At 49.9% G+C, this 26127-nt stretch carries 25 protein-coding genes and 3 pseudogenes; 25 read left to right on the plus strand and 3 right to left on the minus strand.

What is annotated here, in order from left to right:
* The first annotated feature begins 205 nt into the window (after positions 1 to 205).
* The 3 genes from msr(E) to O6P33_RS04410 all read left to right on the plus strand — a co-directional run bounded on the left by msr(E) (position 206) and on the right by O6P33_RS04410 (position 3409).
* Positions 206 to 1681 carry an ABC-F type ribosomal protection protein Msr(E) gene (msr(E), locus tag O6P33_RS04400; RefSeq protein WP_000052512.1) on the plus strand — a complete coding sequence of 492 codons (1476 nt, stop codon included), beginning with the start codon at positions 206 to 208 and terminating at the stop codon, positions 1679 to 1681.
* Between the two features lie 55 nt (positions 1682 to 1736).
* Positions 1737 to 2621 carry an Mph(E) family macrolide 2'-phosphotransferase gene (locus O6P33_RS04405; protein WP_000155092.1) on the plus strand — a complete coding sequence of 295 codons (885 nt, stop codon included), beginning with the start codon at positions 1737 to 1739 and terminating at the stop codon, positions 2619 to 2621.
* Positions 2622 to 2704: 83 nt separating this feature from the next.
* Complete coding sequence (locus O6P33_RS04410) at positions 2705 to 3409, plus strand: IS6-like element IS26 family transposase (protein WP_001067855.1); 705 nt, start codon at positions 2705 to 2707, stop codon at positions 3407 to 3409.
* Between the two features lie 52 nt (positions 3410 to 3461).
* On the opposite strand, the pseudogene intI1 reads toward O6P33_RS04410, so the two are convergent.
* Positions 3462 to 4259, minus strand: a pseudogene (gene intI1 / locus O6P33_RS04415) (class 1 integron integrase IntI1); the annotation flags it as partial.
* A gap of 156 nt (positions 4260 to 4415) precedes the next feature.
* Between intI1 and dfrA1 the strand changes: the two are divergent.
* The 18 genes and pseudogenes from dfrA1 (at position 4416) to O6P33_RS04505 (ending at position 21835) form a co-directional block, all read left to right on the plus strand.
* Positions 4416 to 4889, plus strand: a complete 474-nt coding sequence (gene dfrA1 / locus O6P33_RS04420; protein ID WP_000777554.1) for a trimethoprim-resistant dihydrofolate reductase DfrA1 — start codon at positions 4416 to 4418, stop codon at positions 4887 to 4889.
* A 3-nt stretch (positions 4890 to 4892) separates the two neighbouring features.
* A complete protein-coding gene (aadB, locus tag O6P33_RS04425) occupies positions 4893 to 5426 on the plus strand; it encodes an aminoglycoside nucleotidyltransferase ANT(2'')-Ia (RefSeq protein ID WP_069723273.1) in 534 nt (177 codons plus the stop codon).
* A 58-nt stretch (positions 5427 to 5484) separates the two neighbouring features.
* Positions 5485 to 6279, plus strand: coding sequence for an aminoglycoside O-phosphotransferase APH(3')-XV (gene aph(3')-XV, locus O6P33_RS04430; RefSeq protein ID WP_019407932.1), 795 nt, complete (start codon positions 5485 to 5487; stop codon positions 6277 to 6279).
* Between the two features lie 177 nt (positions 6280 to 6456).
* A complete protein-coding gene (locus O6P33_RS04435; protein WP_032491311.1) occupies positions 6457 to 7287 on the plus strand; it encodes an OXA-1 family oxacillin-hydrolyzing class D beta-lactamase OXA-4 in 831 nt (276 codons plus the stop codon).
* A 112-nt stretch (positions 7288 to 7399) separates the two neighbouring features.
* Positions 7400 to 8238, plus strand: a pseudogene (gene aadA1, locus O6P33_RS04440) (ANT(3'')-Ia family aminoglycoside nucleotidyltransferase AadA1).
* A gap of 235 nt (positions 8239 to 8473) precedes the next feature.
* Positions 8474 to 9967: an IS91-like element ISVsa3 family transposase gene (locus tag O6P33_RS04445; RefSeq protein WP_001120888.1), complete on the plus strand. Its 1494-nt coding sequence runs from the start codon at positions 8474 to 8476 to the stop codon at positions 9965 to 9967.
* Positions 9968 to 9997: 30 nt separating this feature from the next.
* Positions 9998 to 10375 carry a hypothetical protein gene (locus tag O6P33_RS04450; protein ID WP_269819034.1) on the plus strand — a complete coding sequence of 126 codons (378 nt, stop codon included), beginning with the start codon at positions 9998 to 10000 and terminating at the stop codon, positions 10373 to 10375.
* A 24-nt stretch (positions 10376 to 10399) separates the two neighbouring features.
* Positions 10400 to 10540 carry an SDR family oxidoreductase gene (locus O6P33_RS04455; protein ID WP_269819460.1) on the plus strand — a complete coding sequence of 47 codons (141 nt, stop codon included), beginning with the start codon at positions 10400 to 10402 and terminating at the stop codon, positions 10538 to 10540.
* Between the two features lie 41 nt (positions 10541 to 10581).
* Positions 10582 to 11718 (plus strand): tetracycline-inactivating monooxygenase Tet(X), encoded by a 1137-nt coding sequence (gene tet(X) / locus O6P33_RS04460; RefSeq protein ID WP_269819035.1) that lies wholly within the window; start codon positions 10582 to 10584, stop codon positions 11716 to 11718.
* A 280-nt stretch (positions 11719 to 11998) separates the two neighbouring features.
* Complete coding sequence (locus O6P33_RS04465) at positions 11999 to 12409, plus strand: LIC_13387 family protein (protein ID WP_187008662.1); 411 nt, start codon at positions 11999 to 12001, stop codon at positions 12407 to 12409.
* Positions 12410 to 12481: 72 nt separating this feature from the next.
* The gene (locus O6P33_RS04470) at positions 12482 to 13954 is read left to right on the plus strand and encodes a SulP family inorganic anion transporter (protein WP_269819036.1); all 1473 of its coding nucleotides are present in this window, start codon (positions 12482 to 12484) and stop codon (positions 13952 to 13954) included.
* Between the two features lie 70 nt (positions 13955 to 14024).
* Positions 14025 to 15289 (plus strand): annotated as a pseudogene (locus O6P33_RS04475) (cytochrome ubiquinol oxidase subunit I).
* 12 nt (positions 15290 to 15301) lie between these two features.
* On the plus strand, positions 15302 to 15940 hold the full coding sequence (locus O6P33_RS04480) for a cytochrome d ubiquinol oxidase subunit II (RefSeq protein WP_269819037.1): 639 nt from the start codon (positions 15302 to 15304) through the stop codon (positions 15938 to 15940).
* A 111-nt stretch (positions 15941 to 16051) separates the two neighbouring features.
* A complete protein-coding gene (locus O6P33_RS04485; protein WP_164526953.1) occupies positions 16052 to 17551 on the plus strand; it encodes a transposase in 1500 nt (499 codons plus the stop codon).
* Positions 17552 to 17581: 30 nt separating this feature from the next.
* Positions 17582 to 18466 (plus strand): DUF3363 domain-containing protein, encoded by an 885-nt coding sequence (locus tag O6P33_RS04490; protein ID WP_001447541.1) that lies wholly within the window; start codon positions 17582 to 17584, stop codon positions 18464 to 18466.
* 216 nt (positions 18467 to 18682) lie between these two features.
* Positions 18683 to 19897, plus strand: coding sequence for a chloramphenicol/florfenicol efflux MFS transporter FloR (gene floR, locus O6P33_RS04495; RefSeq protein WP_000214122.1), 1215 nt, complete (start codon positions 18683 to 18685; stop codon positions 19895 to 19897).
* A gap of 27 nt (positions 19898 to 19924) precedes the next feature.
* Positions 19925 to 20230, plus strand: a complete 306-nt coding sequence (locus tag O6P33_RS04500; protein WP_001255015.1) for a LysR family transcriptional regulator — start codon at positions 19925 to 19927, stop codon at positions 20228 to 20230.
* Positions 20231 to 20341: 111 nt separating this feature from the next.
* On the plus strand, positions 20342 to 21835 hold the full coding sequence (locus O6P33_RS04505) for an IS91-like element ISVsa3 family transposase (protein ID WP_001120888.1): 1494 nt from the start codon (positions 20342 to 20344) through the stop codon (positions 21833 to 21835).
* Between the two features lie 90 nt (positions 21836 to 21925).
* Here O6P33_RS04505 and O6P33_RS04510 read toward each other — a convergent pair whose 3' ends face one another.
* A complete protein-coding gene (locus O6P33_RS04510) occupies positions 21926 to 22342 on the minus strand; it encodes a hypothetical protein (RefSeq protein WP_269819038.1) in 417 nt (138 codons plus the stop codon).
* A gap of 359 nt (positions 22343 to 22701) precedes the next feature.
* On the opposite strand from O6P33_RS04510, the gene O6P33_RS13180 reads away from it, so the two are divergent.
* The 4 genes from O6P33_RS13180 to mph all read left to right on the plus strand — a co-directional run bounded on the left by O6P33_RS13180 (position 22702) and on the right by mph (position 25414).
* Entirely contained in the window at positions 22702 to 22914 is a 213-nt protein-coding gene (locus tag O6P33_RS13180; protein ID WP_180043231.1) for an NUDIX domain-containing protein, read from the plus strand.
* A gap of 141 nt (positions 22915 to 23055) precedes the next feature.
* The gene (locus tag O6P33_RS04515) at positions 23056 to 23466 is read left to right on the plus strand and encodes a HipA N-terminal domain-containing protein (protein WP_180043232.1); all 411 of its coding nucleotides are present in this window, start codon (positions 23056 to 23058) and stop codon (positions 23464 to 23466) included.
* A 136-nt stretch (positions 23467 to 23602) separates the two neighbouring features.
* The gene (locus O6P33_RS04520; protein ID WP_180043233.1) at positions 23603 to 24292 is read left to right on the plus strand and encodes a DUF3427 domain-containing protein; all 690 of its coding nucleotides are present in this window, start codon (positions 23603 to 23605) and stop codon (positions 24290 to 24292) included.
* 234 nt (positions 24293 to 24526) lie between these two features.
* Positions 24527 to 25414: an Mph(E)/Mph(G) family macrolide 2'-phosphotransferase gene (gene mph, locus O6P33_RS04525; RefSeq protein WP_269819039.1), complete on the plus strand. Its 888-nt coding sequence runs from the start codon at positions 24527 to 24529 to the stop codon at positions 25412 to 25414.
* Positions 25415 to 25809: 395 nt separating this feature from the next.
* Here mph and O6P33_RS04530 read toward each other — a convergent pair whose 3' ends face one another.
* The gene (locus O6P33_RS04530) at positions 25810 to 26070 is read right to left on the minus strand and encodes a hypothetical protein (protein ID WP_269819040.1); all 261 of its coding nucleotides are present in this window, start codon (positions 26068 to 26070) and stop codon (positions 25810 to 25812) included.
* Positions 26071 to 26127: the final 57 nt, after the last annotated feature.

A 26127-nucleotide genomic window follows, 5' to 3' on the forward strand; every position in this document is an offset into this window, starting at 1 on the left:
GGATATATAAAGTAAAAGTATGCTTAATTTATAAGTATGCTTTTAGTGCATAGTTTCCAGTTATAACTTAATTGACTAGCTATTTGTCCACCCTGTGGATGAATAGCTTTTTTTTTGGGAGGACACTGTGATGCTAGCTTTTGTTTTCACCTAAATCCTGTTTGCTGCATAAAAAATTTCAAGAGCTAAACAGGAGTAAATAAAAATGAGTTTAATTATTAAAGCGAGAAACATACGCTTGGATTATGCTGGGCGTGATGTTTTGGATATTGATGAATTGGAAATTCACTCTTATGACCGTATTGGTCTTGTGGGTGATAACGGAGCAGGAAAGAGTAGTTTACTCAAAGTACTTAATGGCGAAATTGTTTTAGCCGAAGCGACATTACAGCGTTTTGGTGATTTTGCACATATCAGCCAACTGGGCGGAATCGAAATAGAAACGGTCGAAGACCGGGCAATGTTATCTCGCCTTGGTGTTTCCAATGTACAAAACGACACAATGAGTGGCGGAGAGGAAACTCGTGCAAAAATTGCTGCCGCATTTTCCCAACAAGTACATGGCATTCTAGCGGATGAACCAACCAGCCACCTTGATCTCAATGGAATAGATCTACTTATTGGTCAACTTAAAGCATTTGATGGAGCATTACTTGTTATCAGTCATGACCGATATTTTCTTGATATGGTTGTAGACAAGATATGGGAGTTAAAAGACGGTAAAATTACGGAATATTGGGGTGGTTACTCGGATTACTTGCGTCAAAAAGAAGAAGAGCGACAACACCAAGCCGTAGAATATGAGCTGATGATGAAGGAACGGGAGCGATTAGAATCTGCTGTGCAAGAAAAACGCCAGCAAGCTAATCGATTAGACAATAAGAAAAAAGGAGAAAAATCCAAAAACTCTACCGAAAGTGCTGGACGACTTGGGCATGCAAAAATGACTGGCACCAAGCAAAGAAAACTGTATCAGGCAGCTAAGAGTATGGAAAAGCGTTTGGCTGCATTAGAAGATATTCAAGCACCAGAGCATTTGCGTTCTATTCGTTTTCGTCAAAGTTCAGCCCTAGAACTGCACAATAAGTTCCCGATTACGGCAGATGGTCTGAGCTTAAAATTTGGTAGCCGTACTATCTTTGATGACGCTAACTTTATAATACCGCTTGGCGCTAAAGTCGCTATAACTGGATCGAATGGAACAGGGAAAACGTCCTTGTTAAAAATGATATCAGAACGTGCTGATGGATTAACCATATCTCCAAAAGCTGAAATTGGCTACTTTACACAAACAGGATATAAATTTAACACGCATAAATCTGTGCTCTCCTTTATGCAGGAAGAGTGCGAGTACACAGTTGCGGAAATTCGTGCAGTATTGGCTTCAATGGGGATCGGAGCGAATGATATTCAAAAAAACTTATCCGACTTATCGGGAGGTGAAATCATCAAACTGCTTTTATCCAAAATGCTTTTAGGAAAATATAATATTTTGCTTATGGATGAACCAGGAAACTATCTTGACCTAAAAAGTATTGCCGCATTAGAAACAATGATGAAGTCCTATGCAGGAACTATTATCTTCGTATCTCATGACAAGCAATTGGTCGATAATATTGCTGACATTATCTACGAGATCAAAGACCACAAAATCATCAAGACTTTTGAGAGAGATTGTTAATGATAGCCAATCTAATCCGAACATTAATTATTGAACTCTTTAAAGGAAATTAAAAATGACAATTCAAGATATTCAATCACTTGCTGAAGCACACGGCTTGTTGCTTACGGACAAAATGAATTTCAATGAAATGGGCATTGATTTTAAGGTCGTTTTTGCTCTTGATACAAAGGGGCAACAATGGTTGCTGCGTATTCCTCGTCGTGATGGCATGAGGGAACAAATCAAGAAAGAAAAACGCATTTTAGAATTGGTAAAAAAACATCTTTCTGTAGAGGTTCCTGATTGGAGAATTTCATCTACAGAATTAGTGGCTTATCCCATACTTAAAGATAATCCTGTTTTAAATTTGGATGCTGAAACCTATGAAATAATTTGGAATATGGACAAAGATAGCCCGAAATACATAACATCTTTGGCAAAAACCTTATTTGAAATCCATAGTATTCCTGAAAAAGAAGTTCGGGAAAATGATTTGAAAATTATGAAACCTTCAGATTTAAGACCTGAAATAGCAAACAATTTGCAGTTAGTAAAATCTGAAATTGGTATAAGTGAGCAATTGGAAACCCGCTACAGAAAATGGTTGGATAATGATGTTCTATGGGCAGATTTCACCCAATTTATACATGGCGATTTATATGCTGGGCATGTACTAGCTTCAAAGGATGGAGCTGTTTCAGGCGTTATTGATTGGTCAACAGCCCATATAGATGACCCAGCGATTGATTTTGCTGGGCATGTAACTTTGTTTGGAGAAGAAAGCCTCAAAACTCTAATCATCGAGTATGAAAAACTAGGGGGTAAAGTTTGGAATAAACTATATGAACAGACTTTAGAAAGAGCAGCGGCCTCTCCTTTGATGTATGGTTTATTTGCCTTAGAAACTCAAAATGAAAGCCTTATCGTTGGAGCAAAAGCTCAGTTGGGAGTTATATAATTTAAAAATATGATTGCTGAGGCACTGTTGCAAATAGTCGGTGGTGATAAACTTATCATCCCCTTTTGCTGATGGAGCTGCACATGAACCCATTCAAAGGCCGGCATTTTCAGCGTGACATCATTCTGTGGGCCGTACGCTGGTACTGCAAATACGGCATCAGTTACCGTGAGCTGCAGGAGATGCTGGCTGAACGCGGAGTGAATGTCGATCACTCCACGATTTACCGCTGGGTTCAGCGTTATGCGCCTGAAATGGAAAAACGGCTGCGCTGGTACTGGCGTAACCCTTCCGATCTTTGCCCGTGGCACATGGATGAAACCTACGTGAAGGTCAATGGCCGCTGGGCGTATCTGTACCGGGCCGTCGACAGCCGGGGCCGCACTGTCGATTTTTATCTCTCCTCCCGTCGTAACAGCAAAGCTGCATACCGGTTTCTGGGTAAAATCCTCAACAACGTGAAGAAGTGGCAGATCCCGCGATTCATCAACACGGATAAAGCGCCCGCCTATGGTCGCGCGCTTGCTCTGCTCAAACGCGAAGGCCGGTGCCCGTCTGACGTTGAACACCGACAGATTAAGTACCGGAACAACGTGATTGAATGCGATCATGGCAAACTGAAACGGATAATCGGCGCCACGCTGGGATTTAAATCCATGAAGACGGCTTACGCCACCATCAAAGGTATTGAGGTGATGCGTGCACTACGCAAAGGCCAGGCCTCAGCATTTTATTATGGTGATCCCCTGGGCGAAATGCGCCTGGTAAGCAGAGTTTTTGAAATGTAAGGCCTTTGAATAAGACAAAAGGCTGCCTCATCGCTAACTTTGCAACAGTGCCTTCTACGGCACGTTTGAAGGCGCGCTGAAAGGTCTGGTCATACATGTGATGGCGACGCACGACACCGCTCCGTGGATCGGTCGAATGCGTGTGCTGCGCAAAAACCCAGAACCACGGCCAGGAATGCCCGGCGCGCGGATACTTCCGCTCAAGGGCGTCGGGAAGCGCAACGCCGCTGCGGCCCTCGGCCTGGTCCTTCAGCCACCATGCCCGTGCACGCGACAGCTGCTCGCGCAGGCTGGGTGCCAAGCTCTCGGGTAACATCAAGGCCCGATCCTTGGAGCCCTTGCCCTCCCGCACGATGATCGTGCCGTGATCGAAATCCAGATCCTTGACCCGCAGTTGCAAACCCTCACTGATCCGCATGCCCGTTCCATACAGAAGCTGGGCGAACAAACGATGCTCGCCTTCCAGAAAACCGAGGATGCGAACCACTTCATCCGGGGTCAGCACCACCGGCAAGCGCCGCGACGGCCGAGGTCTTCCGATCTCCTGAAGCCAGGGCAGATCCGTGCACAGCACCTTGCCGTAGAAGAACAGCAAGGCCGCCAATGCCTGACGATGCGTGGAGACCGAAACCTTGCGCTCGTTCGCCAGCCAGGACAGAAATGCCTCGACTTCGCTGCTGCCCAAGGTTGCCGGGTGACGCACACCGTGGAAACGGATGAAGGCACGAACCCAGTTGACATAAGCCTGTTCGGTTCGTAAACTGTAATGCAAGTAGCGTATGCGCTCACGCAACTGGTCCAGAACCTTGACCGAACGCAGCGGTGGTAACGGCGCAGTGGCGGTTTTCATGGCTTGTTATGACTGTTTTTTTGTACAGTCTATGCCTCGGGCATCCAAGCAGCAAGCGCGTTACGCCGTGGGTCGATGTTTGATGTTATGGAGCAGCAACGATGTTACGCAGCAGGGCAGTCGCCCTAAAACAAAGTTAACCTCTGAGGAAGAATTGTGAAACTATCACTAATGGTAGCTATATCGAAGAATGGAGTTATCGGGAATGGCCCTGATATTCCATGGAGCGCCAAAGGTGAACAGCTCCTGTTTAAAGCTATTACCTATAACCAATGGCTGTTGGTTGGACGCAAGACTTTTGAATCAATGGGAGCATTACCCAACCGAAAGTATGCGGTCGTAACACGTTCAAGTTTTACATCTGACAATGAGAACGTATTGATCTTTCCATCAATTAAAGATGCTTTAACCAACCTAAAGAAAATAACGGATCATGTCATTGTTTCAGGTGGTGGGGAGATATACAAAAGCCTGATCGATCAAGTAGATACACTACATATATCTACAATAGACATCGAGCCGGAAGGTGATGTTTACTTTCCTGAAATCCCCAGCAATTTTAGGCCAGTTTTTACCCAAGACTTCGCCTCTAACATAAATTATAGTTACCAAATCTGGCAAAAGGGTTAACAAGTGGCAGCAACGCAGGTCACATTGATACACAAAATTCTAGCTGCGGCAGATGAGCGAAATCTGCCGCTCTGGATCGGTGGGGGCTGGGCGATCGATGCACGGCTAGGGCGTGTAACACGCAAGCACGATGATATTGATCTGACGTTTCCCGGCGAGAGGCGCGGCGAGCTCGAGGCAATAGTTGAAATGCTCGGCGGGCGCGTCATGGAGGAGTTGGACTATGGATTCTTAGCGGAGATCGGGGATGAGTTACTTGACTGCGAACCTGCTTGGTGGGCAGACGAAGCGTATGAAATCGCGGAGGCTCCGCAGGGCTCGTGCCCAGAGGCGGCTGAGGGCGTCATCGCCGGGCGGCCAGTCCGTTGTAACAGCTGGGAGGCGATCATCTGGGATTACTTTTACTATGCCGATGAAGTACCACCAGTGGACTGGCCTACAAAGCACATAGAGTCCTACAGGCTCGCATGCACCTCACTCGGGGCGGAAAAGGTTGAGGTCTTGCGTGCCGCTTTCAGGTCGCGATATGCGGCCTAACAATTCGTCCAAGCCGACGCCGCTTCGCGGCGCGGCTTAACTCAGGTGTTAGACCGCTATGACAGTCGCCCTCGACGAAGTATCTGAACTAAAGAATTTGCTTTCACCCTTGTTGGATGAATGCACTTTTGAAGAAGTTGAGTATGGTCAGTCAGATGCTCGAGTGATTCGAGTTCTATTTCCTGATCGCAATACCGCGTATCTAAAGTACGCCTCCGGATCTTCTGCTCAAGAAATTCTTCAAGAGCATCAGCGCACTAGATGGCTCAGAACACGAGCTCTCGTACCGGAAGTGATCTCATATGTCTCGACTTCAACTGTCACCATCCTGTTGACAAAAGCATTGATTGGCCACAATGCCGCTGACGCCGCAGATGCAGATCCAGTTATTGTTGTTGCAGAGATGGCACGAGCGTTACGCGACCTCCATTCGATCTCGCCTGACGATTGCCCATTCGACGAAAGGCTCCACCTGCGACTGAAGCTGGCTTCGGGCCGTTTGGAAGCCGGGTTAGTTGATGAGGAGGACTTTGATCACGCAAGGCAAGGCATGCTGGCGCGGGATGTTTACGAGCAACTTTTTATACAAATGCCTGGAGCGGAGCAGCTGGTAGTCACACATGGCGACGCCTGTCCCGAGAACTTCATCTTCCAAGGTAATGCCTTCGTCGGCTTCATAGACTGCGGTCGGGTCGGGCTTGCCGATAAGTATCAAGACCTGGCGCTTGCATCGAGAAACATTGACGCGGTATTTGGACCAGAACTCACTAACCAGTTCTTCATCGAGTATGGAGAGCCAAATCCGAACATAGCTAAGATTGAGTACTACCGGATCTTGGATGAGTTCTTCTAAGCGCGGTCTAACAATTCGTTCAAGCCGAGATCGCTTCGCGGCCGCGGAGTTGTTCTGTAAATTGTCACAACGCCGCGGCCGCAAAGCGCTCCGGCTTAACTCAGGTGTTGGGCGAACCCGGAGCCTCATTAATTGTTAGCCGTTAAAATTAAGCCCTTTACCAAACCAATACTTATTATGAAAAACACAATACATATCAACTTCGCTATTTTTTTAATAATTGCAAATATTATCTACAGCAGCGCCAGTGCATCAACAGATATCTCTACTGTTGCATCTCCATTATTTGAAGGAACTGAAGGTTGTTTTTTACTTTACGATGTATCCACAAACGCTGAAATTGCTCAATTCAATAAAGCAAAGTGTGCAACGCAAATGGCACCAGATTCAACTTTCAAGATCGCATTATCACTTATGGCATTTGATGCGGAAATAATAGATCAGAAAACCATATTCAAATGGGATAAAACCCCCAAAGGAATGGAGATCTGGAACAGCAATCATACACCAAAGACGTGGATGCAATTTTCTGTTGTTTGGGTTTCGCAAGAAATAACCCAAAAAATTGGATTAAATAAAATCAAGAATTATCTCAAAGATTTTGATTATGGAAATCAAGACTTCTCTGGAGATAAAGAAAGAAACAACGGATTAACAGAAGCATGGCTCGAAAGTAGCTTAAAAATTTCACCAGAAGAACAAATTCAATTCCTGCGTAAAATTATTAATCACAATCTCCCAGTTAAAAACTCAGCCATAGAAAACACCATAGAGAACATGTATCTACAAGATCTGGAGAATAGTACAAAACTGTATGGGAAAACTGGTGCAGGATTCACAGCAAATAGAACCTTACAAAACGGATGGTTTGAAGGGTTTATTATAAGCAAATCAGGACATAAATATGTTTTTGTGTCCGCACTTACAGGAAACTTGGGGTCGAATTTAACATCAAGCATAAAAGCCAAGAAAAATGCGATCACCATTCTAAACACACTAAATTTATAAAAAATCTAATGGCAAAATCGCCCAACCCTTCAATCAAGTCGGGACGGCCAAAAGCAAGCTTTTGGCTCCCCTCGCTGGCGCTCGGCGCCCCTTATTTCAAACGTTAAACATCATGAGGGAAGCGGTGATCGCCGAAGTATCGACTCAACTATCAGAGGTAGTTGGCGTCATCGAGCGCCATCTCGAACCGACGTTGCTGGCCGTACATTTGTACGGCTCCGCAGTGGATGGCGGCCTGAAGCCACACAGTGATATTGATTTGCTGGTTACGGTGACCGTAAGGCTTGATGAAACAACGCGGCGAGCTTTGATCAACGACCTTTTGGAAACTTCGGCTTCCCCTGGAGAGAGCGAGATTCTCCGCGCTGTAGAAGTCACCATTGTTGTGCACGACGACATCATTCCGTGGCGTTATCCAGCTAAGCGCGAACTGCAATTTGGAGAATGGCAGCGCAATGACATTCTTGCAGGTATCTTCGAGCCAGCCACGATCGACATTGATCTGGCTATCTTGCTGACAAAAGCAAGAGAACATAGCGTTGCCTTGGTAGGTCCAGCGGCGGAGGAACTCTTTGATCCGGTTCCTGAACAGGATCTATTTGAGGCGCTAAATGAAACCTTAACGCTATGGAACTCGCCGCCCGACTGGGCTGGCGATGAGCGAAATGTAGTGCTTACGTTGTCCCGCATTTGGTACAGCGCAGTAACCGGCAAAATCGCGCCGAAGGATGTCGCTGCCGACTGGGCAATGGAGCGCCTGCCGGCCCAGTATCAGCCCGTCATACTTGAAGCTAGACAGGCTTATCTTGGACAAGAAGAAGATCGCTTGGCCTCCCGCGCAGATCAGTTGGAAGAATTTGTTCACTACGTGAAAGGCGAGATCACCAAGGTAGTCGGCAAATAATGTCTAACAATTCGTTCAAGCCGACGCCGCTTCGCGGCGCGGCTTAACTCAAGCGTTATGCCTGAAGAGCAAATGACTGAAAGTATGAAGATTATCTACAAGATCACGTATCCGAATGGAAAAATCTATATCGGAAAGGATCTCACCAATAGCATCAATTATTGGGAGTGACGGGCACTGGCTGGCAATGTCTAGCAACGGCAGGCATTTCGGCTGAGGGTAAAAGAACTTTCCGCTAAGCGATAGACTGTATGTAAACACAGTATTGCAAGGACGCGGAACATGCCTCATGTGGCGGCCAGGACGGCCAGCCGGGATCGGGATACTGGTCGTTACCAGAGCCACCGACCCGAGCAAACCCTTCTCTATCAGATCGTTGACGAGTATTACCCGGCATTCGCTGCGCTTATGGCAGAGCAGGGAAAGGAATTGCCGGGCTATGTGCAACGGGAATTTGAAGAATTTCTCCAATGCGGGCGGCTGGAGCATGGCTTTCTACGGGTTCGCTGCGAGTCTTGCCACGCCGAGCACCTGGTCGCTTTCAGCTGTAAGCGTCGCGGTTTCTGCCCGAGCTGTGGGGCGCGGCGGATGGCCGAAAGTGCCGCCTTGCTGGTTGATGAAGTACTGCCTGAACAACCCATGCGTCAGTGGGTGTTGAGCTTCCCGTTTCAGCTGCGTTTCCTGTTTGCCAGCCGGCCCGAGATCATGGGGTGGGTGCTGGGCATCGTTTACCGCGTCATTGCCACGCACCTGGTCAAGAAAGCGGGCCATACCCACCAAGTGGCCAAGACGGGCGCGGTCACCCTGATCCAGCGTTTTGGATCGGCGCTCAATCTGAATGTTCACTTCCACATGCTGTTTCTCGACGGTGTGTATGTCGAGCAATCCCACGGCTCAGCGCGTTTCCGCTGGGTCAAGGCGCCGACCAGCCCAGAGCTCACCCAGCTGACGCACACCATCGCCCACCGGGTGGGTCGCTATCTGGAACGGCAAGGCCTGCTGGAACGGGATGTCGAAAACAGCTATCTGGCCTCGGATGCGGTGGATGACGACCCGATGACACCCCTGCTGGGGCACTCGATCACTTACCGTATCGCTGTCGGTTCACAGGCGGGGCGAAAGGTGTTCACTTTGCAAACTCTGCCGACCAGTGGTGATCCGTTCGGTGACGGGATTGGCAAGGTAGCCGGGTCCAGCCTGCACGCCGGCGTGGCGGCCAGGGCCGATGAACGCAAGAAGCTCGAACGGCTGTGCCGGTACATCAGCCGCCCGGCGGTATCCGAGAAGCGGCTGTCGTTAACACGAGGCGGCAACGTGCGCTACCAGCTCAAGACGCCGTACCGGGACGGCACCACGCACGTCATTTTCGAACCATTGGATTTCATTGCAAGGCTGGCCGCCCTGGTACCGAAGCCCAGAGTCAACCTAACCCGCTTCCACGGGGTGTTCGCACCCAACAGTCGGCACCGGGCGTTGGTCACGCCGGCAAAACGGGGCAGGGGCAACAAGGTCAGGGTGGCTGATGAACCGGCAACACCAGCACAACGGCGAGCGTCGATGACATGGGCGCAACGGCTCAAGCGTGTTTTCAATATCGACATCGAGACCTGCAGCGGCTGCGGCGGCGCCATGAAAGTCATCGCCTGCATTGAAGACCCTATAGTGATCAAGCAGATCCTTGATCACCTGAAGCACAAAGCCGAAACCAGCGGGACCAGGGCGTTACCCGAAAGCCGGGCGCCACCGGCTGAGCTGCTCCTGGGTCTGTTTGACTGACGAGCCTGAAGGCCAACGATACCAATCAAAATGCTGCGTTCACAGCGCCGCGGCAGGGATCCGCCGTGCTGGTTGTCGGAAAAGGAGCCGCTAGTGGGAAAGAGGAGGGTAAATTTTCAGCGTTGGTGGCTCCCCGTCAGCCGGATTGGGTTGCATCGCAGGGGTGTCGAAAGAGTCAACTGCGGTCCAAAGCTGTTGGACTTGGGTGAAAAGGGCGTTTATTCTTCCTATACGTTTAAATCGTTTAGGCATTTTGACAACAGCACCGAAATTGAGATTGATTATACGGCAATTTTAGCAATGGACCTTCCGAACGGCTTAAAAAAAGGGCAAGAGCTAACGTTATCAGGGAAATCCGTGTTTGAATTTGAAAACAACAAAGTGATTAAATTGACGGATATTAGCTGATTGACGATTTTATACAATTTTGTCATGCCCTGCGAAACTACCTTTGTAAACAGACAAAAAAACAATGAAGAAGTCGCAAATTCTGTAGTTTATTTATGCCCTTCAAAGTCATCTTTTGTTATAGGGCATACATTAGTTGTAGACGGTGGATTAACAGCAGGTTGATTGTAAACTAATGGAAAATAGAGAATAAGTAAGAACAAAAAATGAATTTATTAAACAATAAAAAAATTGCCATAATTGGTGCCGGACCCGTTGGATTGACGATGGCAAGATTGTTACAGCAGAACGGTGTGGACGTTACGGTCTACGAAAGAGACAAAGACCGGGATGCGAGGATCTTTGGCGGGACACTTGATCTGCACAGGGATTCGGGACAGGAAGCAATGAAAAAAGCAGGGTTGCTGCAGACGTATTATGACTTAGCTTTGCCAATGGGTGTAAATATTGCTGATGAAAAGGGCAATATTTTAACCACCAAAAATGTAAAGCCCGAAAATCGGTTCGACAATCCAGAAATAAACAGAAATGATTTAAGGACAATCTTATTGAATAGTTTACAAAACAATACCGTCATTTGGGATAGAAAACTTGTTGCCCTTGAACCTGATAAGGAGAAGTGGGTACTATCGTTTGAGGATAAGCCGAACGAAACAGCAGATTTGGTTATTATCGCCAACGGTGGAATGTCTAAAGTAAGAAAATATGTTACCGACACGGAAGTTGAAGCAACAGGTACTTTCAATATACAGGCCGATATTCATCAACCAGCAGTAAATTGCCCCGGATTTTTTCAGTTATGCAACGGAAACCGGTTAATGGCGGCACACAGAGGCAATTTACTGTTTGCCAATCCGAATAATAATGGTGCTTTGCATTTTGGAATAAGTTTTAAAACACCTGACGACTGGAAAAATAAAACACAAGTAGATTTTCAGGACAGCAATAATATTGTTGATTTTCTCTTGAAAGAATTTTCCGATTGGGACGAACGCTACAAAGAACTGATTCGTTCGACATCATCGTTTGTCGGGTTAGCAACGCGGATATTCCCCTTAGCCAAGCCTTGGAAAAGCAGTCGTCCATTACCCATAACGATGGTTGGCGATGCTGCTCATCTAATGCCTCCGTTTGCAGGGCAGGGTGTAAACAGCGGTTTAGTAGATGCCTTGATATTGTCTGATAATCTGATTGACGGGAAGTTTAATAGTATGGAAGAGGCTATTCAAAATTATGAACAACACATGTTTGTTTATGGAAGAGAAGCACAGGCAGAATCGACAATAAACGAAACGGAAATGTTTAGTCCCGACTTTTCGTTCCAAAAATTAATGAATCTATAAAACAGAAAGTCAATCTGGGTTTATATTTTAGAATTTTAAAAAACGGTATATCAAGCATTTACATATAATTAAAATTGATATATTCGCTAATCTGAGCGTTATGTGCCACCTAAAAAACAACAACGAGCAAAATTTCATATGAGTAAAGGGAAAAACATTTGATTCAAAACAACTATGCTAACATTATGACGTATAGAAAAAAAACCTAACACGAATGAATTTAGTAGCAGAAAACATGTATACATCAGGGAAGTGTTTTATTTATTAAAGGACAAAAATTATGATAGCGAAATTACTTTGGGAAATAGGAGCTTCCTTACAGATGCTGATTGGCGTAGCTCACGTATTGGGAACATTGTACTCCCAACTTCTTCATCCAGAAGATAAAAATCTTATTGAAAAAATGAAAAGCACATTGCTCAACGTAGATAAGAAAGCAACACAATGGAACGCTTGGATTTTCTTTAATCTTGCGTTTGGCCTTTGCTTGTTTATGGTCGGTCTTTTTTCTTGTGTTTTAGCTTATGAAGATTTAGAAATCATAAAAGGATTTACGGTTTTGACTTTAGGTATAGTGGTTTGTTCTATGCTCATAACATTTTTTGCGCAGAGGCTGGCAATTAGAAAAGTTAGAACAGTATTTGTAATAGTTACAGTTTTATATTTAGTCAGCATATTGCTAAATCAATGAAAAAACTGCCACAAAAAATGAGAAAAAACCCCTTTGCAATATCTACTATTTTATTGATAATAAACCATTTATATGAACAAACAAACAGAAAAAGCAGCGAAAATAATTAACGCAAATAATATTCAGCTTTGCACGGAAAGTTTTGGTAGCATAAAAAATCCTGCAATTTTATTAGTTGCAGGAGCCACTGTATCTATGCCCGGTATCCTGATCGCCATTGGCCAACTGCGGCATATACTGGGCATCGAGGCTGGCGGCCACAATGCCGCCGAACTGCTGCTGGCCTTGCTAAACGGGTTGCCAGTATTGCATTGGCCTACCCTGCTGGTGGGTGCCGGCAGCCTTTCGCTGCTGTACCTTGCCCGCTTTCACCTGAAAAACTGGCTTCTTCATGCCGGGCTTGGTGAGCCCCTGGCCGGCCACCTGAGCCGGACCGGACCAGTATTAACGCTGCTGCTGTCGATAGTGGTGGTCACTGCATTCGGACTGGCCGATGCCGGTGTTTCGGTGGTCGGTAATGTCCCCGGTGGCCTGCCACTGCTGACCCTGCCGGCTACAGATCCAGGACTTGCGCTGCAACTGCTCCCGGCGGCTGTACTGATCAGCCTGGTGGGATTTGTAGAATCCGTCTCCGTGGGTCAGACTCTGGCAGCCAAACGTCGGGAAAGAATCGAGCCCAATCAGGAACTGGTGGGCCTGGGCGCAGCCAATATAGCCGCCTCGCTTAACGGTGGTTTTCCGGTTACCGGCGGTTTTGCACGCTCGGTGGTCAATTACGACGCCGGTGCCCGCACCCCCATGGCAGGGGCATTTACTGCCATTGGCATTGCCGTGACCGTCATGTTGTTTACCCCACTCTTTCACAACCTTCCCCAGGCTGTACTGGCAGCTACCATTATCATGGCCGTGCTCAGCCTGGTTGATCTGCGCGCCTTGAGTCGCACCTGGCGCTACTCCCGCCCGGACGCCCTGGCTATGGCGGCGACCATGGCAGGTGTGCTGCTGATGGGCGTGGAAACCGGCATCCTGATGGGTGTCGGGCTTTCCCTGTTCCTGTTTCTGAAACGCACCAGCGAGCCTCATATTGCTGTCGTGGGCCAGCTGCCCGGCAGCCAGCATTTTCGCAATGTGGATCGTTTTCAGGTAGTGGAGAGCCCGACGGTGTTATCAGTACGGGTGGACGAAAGCCTGTATTTCCCCAATGCCCGCTATCTGGAAGACAAAATCGCCGAGCTGGTAAGCCGGAGGCCTGGCCTCCAGCATCTCGTGCTGATGTGCCCGGCGGTGAACCTGATCGATGCCAGCGCCTTGGAGAGCTTGGAAGCCATCAGCGAAAGACTTCATGATGCCGGTATTCAGCTGCACCTGTCAGAGGTCAAGGGTCCGGTAATGGATCAACTGCGGCATTCCCATTTTCTGACAACGTTTGGGGGGCAGGTGTTTGTCAGCCATTACGAGGCGCTGCTGGCACTGGACCCCGACTCTGCGAGGAGAGCACTTAAACCAGTTTCAACTGCATCAGAGATGACACACCATGGACATTGATCCCTTCCTTCTTGCCCGTATTCAATTTGCAGCGAACATCAGTTTTCATATTCTGTTTCCGTCCATCACCATGGGGCTGGCCTGGATTCTGCTCTATTTCAGGGTACGTTACACCCTGAGCCGGGATCTGGCTTGGGAGTACGCCTATCACTTCTGGGTCAAGATATTTGCCCTGAGTTTTGCCATGGGCGTGGTTTCCGGCATCACCATGAGTTTCCAGTTTGGTACCAACTGGCCCGGCTTTATGGAAAAGGCCGGCAATATCGCCGGGCCGCTGCTGGGCTATGAAGTCTTGACCGCTTTCTTTCTCGAAGCATCGTTCCTCGGCATCATGCTGTTCGGCAAAAACCGGGTATCCAATCGCACGCACCTGATTGCCTCTTTCCTGGTGGCGTTTGGCACCTCCCTGTCCGCCTTCTGGATACTGAGTCTCAACTCCTGGATGCAGACGCCGACCGGACATCTGCTCGAAAATGGCGAGTTTTTTGTGGACAGCTGGACGGCCGTGATCTTCAACCCCTCCTTCCCGTGGCGCTTTACTCACATGATGATCGCCACCCTGCTCACCAGCGCCTTTCTGGTCGCTGGTGTCAGCGCCTGGCGGGCCCGCAAGGGAGTGGAGGGGCCGGCCACTTGGAAGGTGATGAAAACCGGCGTGGTCATGGCCGCTGTGCTGGCACCGCTGCAGGTGATAGTCGGTGATTTTCACGGCCTCAATACCCTTGAACATCAACCCGCCAAAGTAGCTGCCATTGAGGCCGTATGGGAAACCAACGGGGTGCCCCTCTGGTGCTGTTTGGATTTCCCGACGAAGAGCGCCAGGAAACCCGTTGGGCCATTGAGATCCCCAATCTGGCGAGTCTGATTCTCACCCACGAGGCAGAAGGCGAAATCAAAGGATTAAACGAATTTGAAGGCCAGCACCCGCCAGTGGCACCCGTATTCTGGGCTTTCCGCATCATGGTGGGCATGGGTACGCTGATGGTTCTGGTCGCCTGGTGGGCCGGCTGGGGACTGAGGGGCGGCCGCACTCTTGGAGCCCGGCCTCTCGCCGCCTTGTCCTGGATGACTTTTTCCGGCTGGATCGCGGTGCTGGCCGGCTGGTATGTCACCGAAATTGGCCGCCAGCCCTGGATTGTGCAGGGTCTGCTGCAAACTGCTGATGTGGTCGCCGACCACAGTACGGCGACATTGAGTGGCACCTTGCTGGGTTACCTACTGCTCTATGTGTTTTTGCTGGCCTCCTATATCGGCGCCCTGCGCTACCTGTCCACCAAGCCGGCGCGATCCCTGGAGCTGCAGCCGGGCTACACCACTGTCGCCAATAGAGCCTGAGGAAAAATGACCATGGACCTGAATTACTGGCTACCTGTTATCTATATGGGCGTCATGGGACTGTCGTTGCTCATTTACGTTATTCTCGATGGCTATGACCTGGGGGTGGGACTGTTGCTGCCTGGTGCCAGCGAGCGTGAAAAAGACACCATGATCGCTTCCATCGGGCCCTTCTGGGATGCCAACGAAACCTGGATCGTGCTGGGCGTGGGAGTACTGTTGATTGCATTCCCGAAAGCCCATGGCATGGTGCTAACCTCGCTGTACATCCCCGTCACCCTGATGCTGTTCGGGCTGATCATGCGGGGTGTGGCCTTCGACCTGCGGGTCAAAGCCGGCGATCACCGCCGCAGATTATGGAATAACGCCTTTTTTGCCGGCTCGCTGATCGCCGCCCTCTCCCAGGGCTGGATGCTGGGTGCCTATATCACCGGGCTGGATACCAGTGGTTATGGAATACTGTTCGCCCTTCTCATCGCCATTACCCTACCGGCATTGTATGTGCTTCTGGGTGCCAGCTGGCTGATGATGAAAACCGAAGGGCAACTAATTTCTGAGCATGGTATTTTTCGTGGTATTTTGAATATGGCGATTTGTAACTGTATAAAAAATAAGAAAAATAAATGCTTATTTACAATCGAGTGGGAGTGACTGGCACTCACAGGCAATGTCTGGCACTGGCTGGCATCACAGCTGAGACTTCAATATCTCGCAGCTGAGCGATAAACTGTATAAAAACACAGTATCGCAAGGATGCGGATCATGCCCCAAGTGGCGGCCAGGATGGCCAGCCGGGACGAGAACACTGGTCGTTACCAGCGTCACCGGCCCGAGCAAACCCTGCTCTATCGGATCGTCGAAGAATACTACCCGACGTTCGCTGCCCATTTGGCGGCGCAGGGCAGGGAACTGCCCGGTTATGTGCAACGCGAGTTTGACGCCTACCTCAAATGCGGCCGTCTCGAACACGGCTTTCTGCGGGTGCGTTGTGAGTCGTGTCACGCTGAGCACCTGGTTGCGTTCAGCTGCAAACGTCGGGGCTTCTGTCCTAGTTGTGGCGCACGGCGTATGGCCGAAAGCGCCGCGCTACTGGTCGATGAGGTTCTGCCCGTACAGCCCATGCGCCAATGGGTACTCAGCTTTCCCTTTCAATTGCGCTTTCTGTTCGCCAGCCGGCCGGAGGTCATGGGCCGGGTGTTGGGCATCGTTTACCGCGTCATCGCCACGCATCTGGTCAAGAAAGCGGGCTATACCCACCAAGCGGCCAAGACCGGTGCCGTCACCCTGATCCAGCGCTTCGGCAGTGCACTGAACCTCAACATTCACTTTCACATGCTGTTCCTCGATGGCGTGTACGTTGAGCGTCCCAATGGAACAGCCCGGTTCCTCTGGGTCAGGGCGCCGACCAGCGCCGAACTCACCCAACTGGCGCACACCATCGCCCATCGGGTCGGCCGCTATTTGGAGCGGCAAGGCCTACTGGAGCGGGATGCTGAAAACAGTTACCTGGCCTTGGATGCGGTGGATGAAGATGCGATGACTCCACTGCTGGGGCATTCCATCACGTATCGCATCGCCGTGGGGCCACAGGCAGGGCGCAAGGTGTTCACCCTGCAGACACTGCCCGCCTGCGACCCGGAAGATCAGTTTGGTGACATGCCCGGTAAGGTTGCCGGTTTCTCGCTACATGCCGGCGTAGCGGCCAAGGCCCATGAGCGCAGCAAACTCGAACGGCTGTGCCACTACATCAGCCGCCCGGCGGTATCCGAGAAGCGGCTGTCGTTAACACGAGGCGGCAACGTGCGCTACCAGCTCAAGACGCCGTACCGGGACGGCACCACGCACGTCATTTTCGAACCATTGGATTTCATTGCAAGGCTGGCCGCCCTGGTACCGAAGCCCAGAGTCAACCTAACCCGCTTCCACGGGGTGTTCGCACCCAACAGTCGGCACCGGGCGTTGGTCACGCCGGCAAAACGGGGCAGGGGCAACAAGGTCAGGGTGGCTGATGAACCGGCAACACCAGCACAACGGCGAGCGTCGATGACATGGGCGCAACGGCTCAAGCGTGTTTTCAATATCGACATCGAGACCTGCAGCGGCTGCGGCGGCGCCATGAAAGTCATCGCCTGCATTGAAGACCCTATAGTGATCAAGCAGATCCTTGATCACCTGAAGCACAAAGCCGAAACCAGCGGGACCAGGGCGTTACCCGAAAGCCGGGCGCCACCGGCTGAGCTGCTCCTGGGTCTGTTTGACTGACGAGCCTGAAGGCCAACGATACCAATCAAAATGCTGCGTTCACAGCGCCGCGGCAGGGATCCGCCGTGCTGGTTGTCGGAAAAGGAGCCGCTAGTGGGAAAGAGGAGGGTAAATTTTCAGCGTTGCTGGCTCCCCGTCAGCCGGATTGGGTTGCATCGCAGGGGTGTCGAAAGAGTCAACTGCGGTCCAAAGCTGTTGGACTTGGGTGAAAAGGGCGTTTATTCTTCCTATACGTGCCGCGTTCCAGGCGGCGACTATGAGGGCTATGTCGATGCCCATGTGCGCCGGCTGGAGGCGCTACGCCGGGCCGGTATCGTCGAGCGGATCGACGCCGACCAATGGCGCATCCCCGATGATCTGGTCAGCCGTGCCGCCGCCCATGACGCCGGCCGAGACAGTCAGGCCAGCGTTCGCGTCCTTTCCCCGGTCGATCTGAACAAACAGATCGGATCGGACGGCGCGACCTGGCTGGACCGGCGGCTGATCCACGGCGAGACGGCCGACCTTGCGCCAACCGGCTTCGGGCAACAAGTCCGCGAAGCCATGGACCAGCGCCGCGAGCACCATATCGAACAGGGCGACGCCACCCGCAGCCGGGACAGCCGCGTCTTCTACCGGCGCAACCTTCTCGCCATCCTGCGGGAGCGCGAGGTAGCCGGCGTCGGATCGGATATGGCTTTGAGTAAGGGCCTGCCGTTCCGCGCCGCCACGGACGGCGAGAGCGTCAGCGGCAAGTTTACCGGAACCGTGCATCTATCGAGCGGCAAGTTCGCCGTGGTCGAGAAATCCCATGAGTTCACCCTTGTCCCGTGGCGGCCGATCATCGACCGCCAACTCGGCCGCGAGGTTATGGGCATCGTGCAGGGCGGGTCGGTGTCGTGGCAGTTAGGGCGGCAGAGGGGGCTGGAACGCTGAGTGCGCCCATGCCGCATTGCGAAGCAAAAGATAATCGGATAAAATGTAGCAATTCATATTCGTAAGCGTGGAGTAATCAGATGGGAAATTCCAAGTCAGCAGACAAGTAAGCCGCAACAACCAGTATTGTTGTTGCGGCGCTCTGTAAGGCTAGTCTCATCTGATTGCTGACGAGCAGACGTCGCCCGGTATTCCTTAATCGAGGGTTGATTCGTCATGACCACCACACGCCCCGCGTGGGCCTATACGCTGCCGGCAGCACTGCTGCTGATGGCTCCTTTCGACATCCTCGCTTCACTGGCGATGGATATTTATCTCCCTGTCGTTCCAGCGATGCCCGGCATCCTGAACACGACGCCCGCTATGATCCAACTCACGTTGAGCCTCTATATGGTGATGCTCGGCGTGGGCCAGGTGATTTTTGGTCCGCTCTCAGACAGAATCGGGCGACGGCCAATTCTACTTGCGGGCGCAACGGCTTTCGTCATTGCGTCTCTGGGAGCAGCTTGGTCTTCAACTGCACCGGCCTTTGTCGCTTTCCGTCTACTTCAAGCAGTGGGCGCGTCGGCCATGCTGGTGGCGACGTTCGCGACGGTTCGCGACGTTTATGCCAACCGTCCTGAGGGTGTCGTCATCTACGGCCTTTTCAGTTCGATGCTGGCGTTCGTGCCTGCGCTCGGCCCTATCGCCGGAGTATTGATCGGCGAGTTCTTGGGATGGCAGGCGATATTCATTACTTTGGCTATACTGGCGATGCTCGCACTCCTAAATGCGGGTTTCAGGTGGCACGAAACCCGCCCTCTGGATCAAGTCAAGACGCGCCGATCTGTCTTGCCGATCTTCGCGAGTCCGGCTTTTTGGGTTTACACTGTCGGCTTTAGCGCCGGTATGGGCACCTACTTCGTCTTCTTCTCGACGGCTCCCCGTGTGCTCATAGGCCAAGCGGAATATTCCGAGATCGGATTCAGCTTTGCCTTCGCCACTGTCGCGCTTGTAATGATCGTGACAACCCGTTTCGCGAAGTCCTTTGTCGCCAGATGGGGCATCGCAGGATGCGTGGCGCGTGGGATGGCGTTGCTTGTTTGCGGAGCGGTCCTGTTGGGGATCGGCGAACTTTACGGCTCGCCGTCATTCCTCACCTTCATCCTACCGATGTGGGTTGTCGCGGTCGGTATTGTCTTCACGGTGTCCGTTACCGCGAACGGCGCTTTGGCAGAGTTCGACGACATCGCGGGATCAGCGGTCGCGTTCTACTTCTGCGTTCAAAGCCTGATAGTCAGCATTGTCGGGACATTGGCGGTGGCACTTTTAAACGGTGACACAGCGTGGCCCGTGATCTGTTACGCCACGGCGATGGCGGTACTGGTTTCGTTGGGGCTGGTGCTCCTTCGGCTCCGTGGGGCTGCCACCGAGAAGTCGCCAGTCGTCTAACCGACGACTGGTAGCAGGCCCGCTCCGATGCGGCGCACTAACCATCGAAACCTCGTGAATGTCGGTATCCTGTCTGGCAGGATACCGCTCATTTCCCTTGTTCAGTTCATCGCCGTCGCCGAGCATCTGAATTTTCGGCATGCGGCCAAGGCACTTGGTATCAGCCAGTCGAGCGTCAGCGCGCGTGTGAAAGCGCTGGAGGATAACCTTGGTGTCCTGCTATTTGAGCGCCATGCGCGGGGCGTTCGGCTAACAGACGCAGGCAGGCACTTCATGGAGCGTGTCACGGCGGGTGTCGATCAACTCGATCACGCAGTGAAGACCGCGGAGTGACGGGCACTGGCTGGCAATGTCTAGCAACGGCAGGCATTTCGGCTGAGGGTAAAAGAACTTTCCGCTAAGCGATAGACTGTATGTAAACACAGTATTGCAAGGACGCGGAACATGCCTCATGTGGCGGCCAGGACGGCCAGCCGGGATCGGGATACTGGTCGTTACCAGAGCCACCGACCCGAGCAAACCCTTCTCTATCAGATCGTTGACGAGTATTACCCGGCATTCGCTGCGCTTATGGCAGAGCAGGGAAAGGAATTGCCGGGCTATGTGCAACGGGAATTTGAAGAATTTCTCCAATGCGGGCGGCTGGAGCATGGCTTTCTACGGGTTCGCTGCGAGTCTTGCCACGCCGAGCACCTGGTCGCTTTCAGCTGTAAGCGTCGCGGTTTCTGCCCGAGCTGTGGGGCGCGGCGGATGGCCGAAAGTGCCGCCTTGCTGGTTGATGAAGTACTGCCTGAACAACCCATGCGTCAGTGGGTGTTGAGCTTCCCGTTTCAGCTGCGTTTCCTGTTTGCCAGCCGGCCCGAGATCATGGGGTGGGTGCTGGGCATCGTTTACCGCGTCATTGCCACGCACCTGGTCAAGAAAGCGGGCCATACCCACCAAGTGGCCAAGACGGGCGCGGTCACCCTGATCCAGCGTTTTGGATCGGCGCTCAATCTGAATGTTCACTTCCACATGCTGTTTCTCGACGGTGTGTATGTCGAGCAATCCCACGGCTCAGCGCGTTTCCGCTGGGTCAAGGCGCCGACCAGCCCAGAGCTCACCCAGCTGACGCACACCATCGCCCACCGGGTGGGTCGCTATCTGGAACGGCAAGGCCTGCTGGAACGGGATGTCGAAAACAGCTATCTGGCCTCGGATGCGGTGGATGACGACCCGATGACACCCCTGCTGGGGCACTCGATCACTTACCGTATCGCTGTCGGTTCACAGGCGGGGCGAAAGGTGTTCACTTTGCAAACTCTGCCGACCAGTGGTGATCCGTTCGGTGACGGGATTGGCAAGGTAGCCGGGTCCAGCCTGCACGCCGGCGTGGCGGCCAGGGCCGATGAACGCAAGAAGCTCGAACGGCTGTGCCGGTACATCAGCCGCCCGGCGGTATCCGAGAAGCGGCTGTCGTTAACACGAGGCGGCAACGTGCGCTACCAGCTCAAGACGCCGTACCGGGACGGCACCACGCACGTCATTTTCGAACCATTGGATTTCATTGCAAGGCTGGCCGCCCTGGTACCGAAGCCCAGAGTCAACCTAACCCGCTTCCACGGGGTGTTCGCACCCAACAGTCGGCACCGGGCGTTGGTCACGCCGGCAAAACGGGGCAGGGGCAACAAGGTCAGGGTGGCTGATGAACCGGCAACACCAGCACAACGGCGAGCGTCGATGACATGGGCGCAACGGCTCAAGCGTGTTTTCAATATCGACATCGAGACCTGCAGCGGCTGCGGCGGCGCCATGAAAGTCATCGCCTGCATTGAAGACCCTATAGTGATCAAGCAGATCCTTGATCACCTGAAGCACAAAGCCGAAACCAGCGGGACCAGGGCGTTACCCGAAAGCCGGGCGCCACCGGCTGAGCTGCTCCTGGGTCTGTTTGACTGACGAGCCTGAAGGCCAACGATACCAATCAAAATGCTGCGTTCACAGCGCCGCGGCAGGGATCCGCCGTGCTGGTTGTCGGAAAAGGAGCCGCTAGTGGGAAAGAGGAGGGTAAATTTTCAGCGTTGCTGGCTCCCCGGCAGCCGGATTGGGTTGCATCGCAGGGGTGTCGAAAGAGTCAACTGCGGTCCAAAGCTGTTGGACTTGGGTGAAAAGGGCGTTTATTCTTCCTATACGTAACTGCCCGGCATGCTCGAAACCTAAACTATTGGCGATCCATGATCGAGGACATAAGGATATAACTGTCCGCTCATCATCCCGCTCGTCTGCGCTGGTTTGCTCGTTGGGAACCTCCTGTTCTGGCCAAAACTCTCCAAGTATCTGTGATGGGAGTTGAGCTATGAATTGATTTTCATTCTCAAAACAGGTAGCTTCTTTTACCTTGCCTTTTCCTCCATCCAATAAGCAAGCTCGGTAATATTGTATATAGTTCTTGAAATTAGCGGTCATATTGATAAAATTCAACCTAAAGCTATAAATAAAATACTATTGAAAAAATTCGATTTACATAGACAGTTCTAATGCAAGAACAGTATTCATCTAACCTGGCTGATAAAAATCGAATTGATTCCTTATAAATCTTTAAAACCGATTCTCTTGCCTTGGGCTACAGTCGTCGGCCTGCCCTAAAACAAAATCAAGATATTGTAACCTTTGTGTTATGATGACAGTAGAACATACTATCGGCATAGGAGTTGCCGTTATAACAGTATTCATAATTTTGGTTAATAATTGGTTAGTTAAAAATACCTGAAGCCCCCAGCTTCAGGTATTTTTTTGTGATTTACTTTCCCTATCTTTAAAGCACCATGTTAGAAGTAACCTGCGCTATAATAGTCCACGAGAATAAAATTCTCATCTGCCAACGATCAGCCGCAATGAAGATGCCGCTAAAATGGGAGTTCCCAGGCGGTAAGGTCGAAGATGGTGAATCAAAAGAAGATTGCCTACGACGAGAAATATGGGAGGAGCTAAGAATTGATATTACGATTAACAAAGTATTGACTCTAGTAGAATATTAACGACCTTTGCAGTCCTTCAAAAGAAGAACAAGTAGTGGCAATGATTGTAAATGAGTTTTCATCTATCTTCAGCGCTGCTAGAATTGACATTATATTATATATTATTAAAACGAGATTTAACATTTTAAGAGAGGAGGCGACATGTTAAATATTATCAATAAATTTTTCAGTAAACGCCAGGAATCAAATTCCATGAGGATCCCAACCGTACACCAGGTTTCAAATCGTGAAGAGGTTTTTCTTCTAAAATTTGAAAACCTACTCATCGGAGAACTTAGTTATAAGGAAAATGAATGGCAGTTTAAATATTCAGATGAATTTAAAGAGGTTAAAGACAAATATAACCATATCGCTGGTTTTTCGAACCTAAATAAGGTGTACCGTAATAAGGACTTATGGCCCTTCTTTCAAAGTCGTATTCCCGGTTTAAAACAGCCTGCTGTAAAAGAGATTTTAAAGTTAGAGCATATTGATGCTTCCAATAAATTCGAGTTGCTGAAACGCTTTGGTAAAGAAAGTATCAATAACCCTTATGAATTAGAACTTGTATAGTTTATAAACTATTGCTTACAGAATGATAAAATAGCCTGCAAAATAATCTTGCAGGCTATTTTAATTAACTCCCTGTCATACCATCTACTGTAGTTGATATATTTAATGAGGGAGCCTACGAGACACCTGGGCTGCTATGCGTGCGGAAGCAGGATTGATCGAGAACCTAAATCGATCGAATGAAAAACAATATAGAGCCATGCTTTCGAAAAAATGGGCAGCAACGAATTCGCTCTCCTACTTTAGATATGTATTAGCCTTGTCTAATCGATATTTTAAAGTAGATGAAGCTAATCTTACTGAGTTAGACAGGCTTTACCTTACGATGTTGCACTACGACTTTTGGCAAGAAGCCACTACAAATATGTCGCTTAGTGACTCTATTGCAACGATAGGCAGTAACAAAGATTATTTAGCGGAGATAAAGGAGTATCTGCATCTACGCATTAGCTTAATCGATTTTGAGGAGTCAAAATGTTCACTGGGTTATGAACAACCGCTGCAACTTCATGCGCGATATACTCGTGACCAGATATTGGTTGCTTTTGGATTGAGCACTTTACATAAGAAAAGTTCTAATAGAGAAGGGACAGCAGAAAACAAGAAGCTAAACACAGAGCTATTATTTATTAATCTGCAAAAATCAGAGGAGGACTTCTCTCCTACAACAATGTATGATGATTATGCGATAGATGAGACTTTATTTCATTGGCAATCGCAAGGAAGAACGGCTGATAACTCAGCCACTGGAATGTCGTATATCAAACAAGTGGAACTGAATAAAAAAATAATTTTCTATCTTTACAACTATGTTATACTTCTATGATAAGGCTATGATGGCAAAGCCTTGGTTTTCCTAATCAAATAGTCGCCGAGATGGCTTCAATGCGACAGTAGGTCTACTGTCTCACAATTAATTCATGTATCAGATTTTTGTTCCCTGATGGGAAGTGTTATCCATACGAAAAGAATATGGGTAAAGTGTTACACCTGTATATGACATTCAGAATGTCCTGTCGGGGGAACTGGTACCAATTTAATAAAAGAAAACAGTATAGAAATGACAATCGAAGATATGCAAACATTAGCCCTAGAGCATGGGCTGAGAATTTCGGAAGAGATGAGCGTCAATGAGATGGGCATCGACTTTAGAGTTGCCTTTGTAAAGGAAGTAAACGGTGAGAACTGGGTACTCCGTATACCTCGAAGAAGCGATATGCTTGAACAAATCGAAAATGAAAGTAGAATATTGGATTTAGCCAAAAGAAACCTGTCGATCAATGTCCCTGATTGGAAAATTGTATCGGAGCGCCTAATAGCCTACCCTTTACTGGAGGATGCGCCTGCTCTGACATTCGATGCGATAACACATGAGGTATCTTGGAACATAGATCGCGATAGCATAGCTTATGTGGAGTCTCTGGCAAAATCATTGGCCCAATTACATCGTATTACAGCTGACGATGTGAGAAAGAGCAACTTGAAAATAATGACTCCAAGTGAATTGAGGACCGAAATAGCTGACCGTATCCACTTGGTGAAATCTGAGATAGGTATCAGCGAGCCGTTGGAAAACAGATACCGTAGATGGTTGGACAATGACCCTTTGTGGCCTGAATTCACTTGTTTCATCCATGGCGATCTCTATGCAGGGCATGTCTTAACCTCGAAGGAAGGTAAGACCTCTGGTATCATAGATTGGTCTACTGCGCATATGGGTGATCCTGCACTGGACTTTTCTGGTCACGTATCGGTTTTTGGAGAGGATAGCCTGAAGAGTTTGATAACGGAGTATGCTAAACAAGGCGGAACGATATGGGATAGGCTCTACGAACAATCTATAGAGAGGGCTGCTGCAGCTCCACTAGCATATGGCGCTTTTGCGGTAGAATGCAACGACGATAATCATGTCAATGCCGCCAGAGCAGCCTTAGGTATTGTTCAATAAAATGATGTGAGGATACTTTTTTAAATGCTAAAATAGGAGTTCGATTGGTGCCACTTAAGAGTATCATTGATTTCTATTTTAGCCAGTATCCTCCACTTTTAGGAGCTCCTCGAAACTCGATTTTATGATCATCTCTTAAGATTTTGAGCCACCGCTCTACTATCTTGACAGGAACTAATAGCTCGTTTACTAAAAATGGTGCACGCTTTCCTGGATTAGTTCTTATCTGATTAAACATTAGATTTACTCCCTCATTTACTCCCTCATTAGATTCGAAAAGTAGCTTTGATGAGACAATAACTCGAAAACCGTGCTGGAAATTTTCAAAGACAGGGGGACGCAGACCATAGGATGCGAAGTCTTCTTGGATTCGTTTGATACCTGACCCCTATTTTTCAATAAAATGCATACGTTGTCGGCAGCGGGCCAAAAAGGAATACGTCCATGCCCATCGAGGTGAAACCGGCTGTGAGCGCGGGTTCAAGCATATAGCCCGACAGGCGCGTATCCTTGCCGATCACGACACGATGGCGGTGGTCACCGCGACGAAAGACACGGCCAGCCGCCATGCCGACGCGCAAGGCGGTTTCCGCCGTCATCGCGCCTTCGTTGGCTTTGCCACGAATACCGTCTGTGCCGAAATATTTGCGCACCATAAGGTCGATTATCCTGTCGTCGGGTCGCCCTCAAAGGGGACATGCCTGCTGAACCGC

This window comes from Denitrificimonas caeni (assembly GCF_027498055.1).
GTDB lineage: Bacteria > Pseudomonadota > Gammaproteobacteria > Pseudomonadales > Pseudomonadaceae > Denitrificimonas.

Excerpts from the sequence above, each read along its gene's own strand:
- O6P33_RS04405 (WP_000155092.1), top strand. The coding sequence starts at position 1,737 with ATGACAATTCAAGATATTCAATCACTTGCTGAAGCACACGGCTTGTTG.
- O6P33_RS04410 (WP_001067855.1), top strand. The coding sequence starts at position 2,705 with ATGAACCCATTCAAAGGCCGGCATTTTCAGCGTGACATCATTCTGTGG.
- O6P33_RS04435 (WP_032491311.1), top strand. The coding sequence starts at position 6,457 with ATGAAAAACACAATACATATCAACTTCGCTATTTTTTTAATAATTGCA.
- O6P33_RS04445 (WP_001120888.1), top strand. The coding sequence starts at position 8,474 with ATGCCTCATGTGGCGGCCAGGACGGCCAGCCGGGATCGGGATACTGGT.
- O6P33_RS04450 (WP_269819034.1), top strand. The coding sequence starts at position 9,998 with ATGCTGCGTTCACAGCGCCGCGGCAGGGATCCGCCGTGCTGGTTGTCG.
- O6P33_RS04455 (WP_269819460.1), top strand. The coding sequence starts at position 10,400 with ATGCCCTGCGAAACTACCTTTGTAAACAGACAAAAAAACAATGAAGAA.
- O6P33_RS04465 (WP_187008662.1), top strand. The coding sequence starts at position 11,999 with ATGATAGCGAAATTACTTTGGGAAATAGGAGCTTCCTTACAGATGCTG.
- O6P33_RS04470 (WP_269819036.1), top strand. The coding sequence starts at position 12,482 with ATGAACAAACAAACAGAAAAAGCAGCGAAAATAATTAACGCAAATAAT.
- O6P33_RS04480 (WP_269819037.1), top strand. The coding sequence starts at position 15,302 with ATGGACCTGAATTACTGGCTACCTGTTATCTATATGGGCGTCATGGGA.
- O6P33_RS04485 (WP_164526953.1), top strand. The coding sequence starts at position 16,052 with ATGCCCCAAGTGGCGGCCAGGATGGCCAGCCGGGACGAGAACACTGGT.
- O6P33_RS04490 (WP_001447541.1), top strand. The coding sequence starts at position 17,582 with ATGCTGCGTTCACAGCGCCGCGGCAGGGATCCGCCGTGCTGGTTGTCG.
- floR (WP_000214122.1), top strand. The coding sequence starts at position 18,683 with ATGACCACCACACGCCCCGCGTGGGCCTATACGCTGCCGGCAGCACTG.
- O6P33_RS04500 (WP_001255015.1), top strand. The coding sequence starts at position 19,925 with ATGCGGCGCACTAACCATCGAAACCTCGTGAATGTCGGTATCCTGTCT.
- O6P33_RS04505 (WP_001120888.1), top strand. The coding sequence starts at position 20,342 with ATGCCTCATGTGGCGGCCAGGACGGCCAGCCGGGATCGGGATACTGGT.
- O6P33_RS04510 (WP_269819038.1), bottom strand. The coding sequence starts at position 22,342 with ATGACCGCTAATTTCAAGAACTATATACAATATTACCGAGCTTGCTTA.
- O6P33_RS13180 (WP_180043231.1), top strand. The coding sequence starts at position 22,702 with ATGTTAGAAGTAACCTGCGCTATAATAGTCCACGAGAATAAAATTCTC.
- O6P33_RS04515 (WP_180043232.1), top strand. The coding sequence starts at position 23,056 with ATGTTAAATATTATCAATAAATTTTTCAGTAAACGCCAGGAATCAAAT.
- O6P33_RS04520 (WP_180043233.1), top strand. The coding sequence starts at position 23,603 with ATGCGTGCGGAAGCAGGATTGATCGAGAACCTAAATCGATCGAATGAA.
- mph (WP_269819039.1), top strand. The coding sequence starts at position 24,527 with ATGACAATCGAAGATATGCAAACATTAGCCCTAGAGCATGGGCTGAGA.
- O6P33_RS04530 (WP_269819040.1), bottom strand. The coding sequence starts at position 26,070 with ATGGTGCGCAAATATTTCGGCACAGACGGTATTCGTGGCAAAGCCAAC.